5 protein-coding genes are annotated in these 2803 nt (G+C 69.3%); 4 read left to right on the forward strand and 1 reads right to left on the reverse strand.

The features are described 5' to 3' along the window. Both ABW137_RS25845 and ABW137_RS25850 read left to right on the forward strand, forming a co-directional pair. On the forward strand, window positions 1–152 hold a 152-nt coding region (locus tag ABW137_RS25845), incomplete at its 5' end, for a hotdog family protein (RefSeq protein WP_526404319.1). Between the two features lie 431 nt (window positions 153–583). Then, entirely contained in the window at window positions 584–979 is a 396-nt protein-coding gene (locus tag ABW137_RS25850) for a hemophore-related protein (RefSeq protein WP_526404315.1), read from the forward strand. Window positions 980–1087: 108 nt separating this feature from the next. On the opposite strand, the gene ABW137_RS25855 is transcribed toward ABW137_RS25850, so the two are convergent. After that, window positions 1088–1717, reverse strand: a complete 630-nt coding sequence (locus ABW137_RS25855; RefSeq protein WP_526404316.1) for a hypothetical protein — start codon at window positions 1715–1717, stop codon at window positions 1088–1090. Between the two features lie 93 nt (window positions 1718–1810). Between ABW137_RS25855 and ABW137_RS25860 the strand changes: the two genes are divergently transcribed. Then, entirely contained in the window at window positions 1811–2407 is a 597-nt protein-coding gene (locus tag ABW137_RS25860) for a TetR/AcrR family transcriptional regulator (protein ID WP_526404317.1), read from the forward strand. Between the two features lie 80 nt (window positions 2408–2487). Beyond that, window positions 2488–2803, forward strand: a 316-nt coding sequence (locus tag ABW137_RS25865) for a YraN family protein (RefSeq protein WP_526404318.1), incomplete at its 3' end; no start/stop codon positions are given.

Consider the following 2803-nt stretch of genomic DNA (forward strand, 5'->3'; position numbering starts at 1 on the left):
CCGACCAGTGGAACCTGCTGGAGACGCGCTCACCCGCCGCCGCGCGGGGACGGGGCGTGATCACGGGGAGCCTGGTCGGGTCCGACGGCGCGATCGCGGCGACGCTGGTCCAGGAGGGACTCATCGCCGAGCGGGAACCGTCGACGGGCTGACGGGCCTGCCGCCGCGAAGCCGAATGCGTCTGCGAGCCACGGTGACCAACTGCGTGAGGGCGACTGCGAGCACCACCGTCACGGCCGCGCGCTGCCACAGCGTCGCGGACTTCGATGCCGCCAACAGACGTCGTAACGCATCGCGAGACCTAGGGCCAGGAGGGCCGCGGCGAACGTGAAGGGCCAACGCCGCTCCAGCCAGTCGCCAAGCGGCAACCAGCAGGGCGCCGTCGCTCGGTCACCAACACGGTCTGAAAAACGCGTCGGCCGTTGGCGACGACGTCCGCTCGCGGTGGCGGCCTTGCGCAGGTGGTAGGCCTGGCGCGGCAGGCAGGCACACGAATAGCCGGCAAACGCGCGCGTCGGCGACGAAAGTCCTCTTGAATGGCGGTCTGATCCGACACCGCACCGACCACGTCCAGGAAGGCCCCATGAATCCCTTAGCCGCGAGTGCCCACACCGCCACCCGACGAGTCGCCCGCCTGGCAGGGGTGTGCGTGGTCGGCGTCGCCATCGCCGGTGCTCTCGCGCCCGAGGCTGCCGCGGCGCCCTGCAAGGCCAGTGGTTTCGCCGCCACCTCCAGCGGGGTGCTCGCGCAGGCGGGGACCTACCTCGATGCGCACCCCGGTGCCGACGACGTGTTGACCGCTGCCGCGAGTCAGTCGCCGGCGGACGCCAGGGCGTCGGTGCAGGGCTACTTCATCGGTCACCCCGGTGAGTTCCTCGATCTACAGCGAATCGCGCAGCCGCTCAAGGACTTGCGCAATCAGTGCGGAGTGGCCATCTCGCCGACCCAACTGGCGTTGCTTTTCGAGGAGCTGCAGTAGGGCTCCCCGCCTTTCGCCGAGATCTGCAGGAGGGTCGTTCGCGTCGCCGGATCACTGCCCACGCGCAGAACTCGCGGGTGCGCGGCACGGCCGGCCCGGCGCGCAGAACTACACCGGCAGATCGGTGTACTGCGGAGTGAATCCGTCGGTGCTGAAGGTGAAGCCCTTGTCCGACAGCAGGCTCTGGCAGGAGATTCCGGTGGCCTCCTGCACGTTGCATTGGAAGTCCGCGACGATGAGCACCTTGTTGAAGGGAAGGACTACGGCGGGCCCGGGTTCGAGCGCGTAGCCCGGCGGCTCGACTGCGGCGAACTGCGGATCGCCGGTCCTTGGCAGTGCGAGGGCGTTCGGCGCGGTGTCGTCGCCATCGGCGTCGGGAACGGTGTCGGGGGCGCCCTCGATCGGAATGGCGGCGCCGGTGGCGGCCTGACAGCCCGCCTTCTCCCGCGGGAAGATGGCGCACACCCATCGCGAGCTGGGGCTGGTGAAGTAGTACCCAGCCCTTCCCTCGGGTTCGGCGAAGTAGTCGAAGGCGTTCGCCAGGTGCTCGTTGGTGGGGCGATTCGTCGACGTCGGGGCCGCCGCACTGGTCTGGGCGACGGCGGGCGCTTCGTCGGTGGTGACGACGTGACCCGGCGAGCAGGCGGTGGTGCCGGCGAGGACGGTCACGGCGAGACCGGCCACCCGTGACCGGCGGCGCGTGCCGACGTTGGCTCTCCTGTCACGTCGGCCATTCATGCGGCCATCCTCGCATGCGTCGCCATCGCCGCCCGGGCGCGGCAGACCGCGGCAGTTTTTGAACGGTCGGTTAATAACGGATATCATCGCGCCATGGCGAGACCGCGGAAGTTCACCGAGGGGGACGTGATCGCGGCGGCCCGCGACCAGTTCTGGTCTGCGGGATACGCGGGCACCTCGGTGGACGACCTGACGGAGGCGACGGGGCTGGGCCGCGGAAGCCTCTATGGCGCCTTCGGCGACAAGCACGCGCTGTACCTTCGGGCGCTCGACGACTACTGCACCGACGTGACCATCCGCGTCGCCGACGATCTCGATCCCTCGGCCGGCTCCGCCTACGAGCGCCTGACACGACACATTCTCAACCAGGCCAGTACGACACCGGCCGAAGGGCGACGTGGCTGTCTGCTGGCCAAGAGCGCCGCGGAACTTGGGTCCACCGACAGGGACGTCGCGCGCCGGGTGAAGTCGTCGCTGCAGAGGTATCGGTCGCTGTTGGCCACCACGGTGGCCGCGGCTCAGGCCGACGGCGACGTCGACCCCGCCGTCGACCCCGAGCAGCTCTCGCTGCTGATCCTGACCTTCCTGCGCGGTCTCGAGGCCATGCGGAAATCGGGCTTCTCGGCCACCCAGATGCGTTCGGCCGCACAGCAGTTCATTGGGCTGGTGCCTCGGGTCGGCGCCTGCTGAGCCTGTGGATGAACTCGCGTCTGTGGATGAACGCGGGTCGCGACGGGTGAACTGTCATGGGTCCGCGGCACGGTGTTCCCATGACGGAAACGTGGACCCGAGCCCAGATCGGCGCACTGGGTGAACGACTCGCGGTCGAGTATCTGACCGCTGGTGGTCTGACTGTGGTCGGCCGCAATTGGCGATGCCGGTACGGCGAGCTCGACGTGATCGCCGCCGACATGGCCGCACGCGCGGTGGTGTTCGTGGAGGTGAAGACCCGCACCACCGACCTCTACGGCGGGATCGCGGAGGCGGTGACCCCGCAGAAGGTCCGACGGCTGCGTCGGCTTGCCGGACTCTGGCTGGCCGATCAGGACGTCGCCTGGGCACAGGTGCGCATCGACGTGATCGGCG

The sequence above is a fragment of the Mycobacterium sp. genome, assembly GCF_040509115.1.
GTDB lineage: Bacteria > Actinomycetota > Actinomycetes > Mycobacteriales > Mycobacteriaceae > Mycobacterium.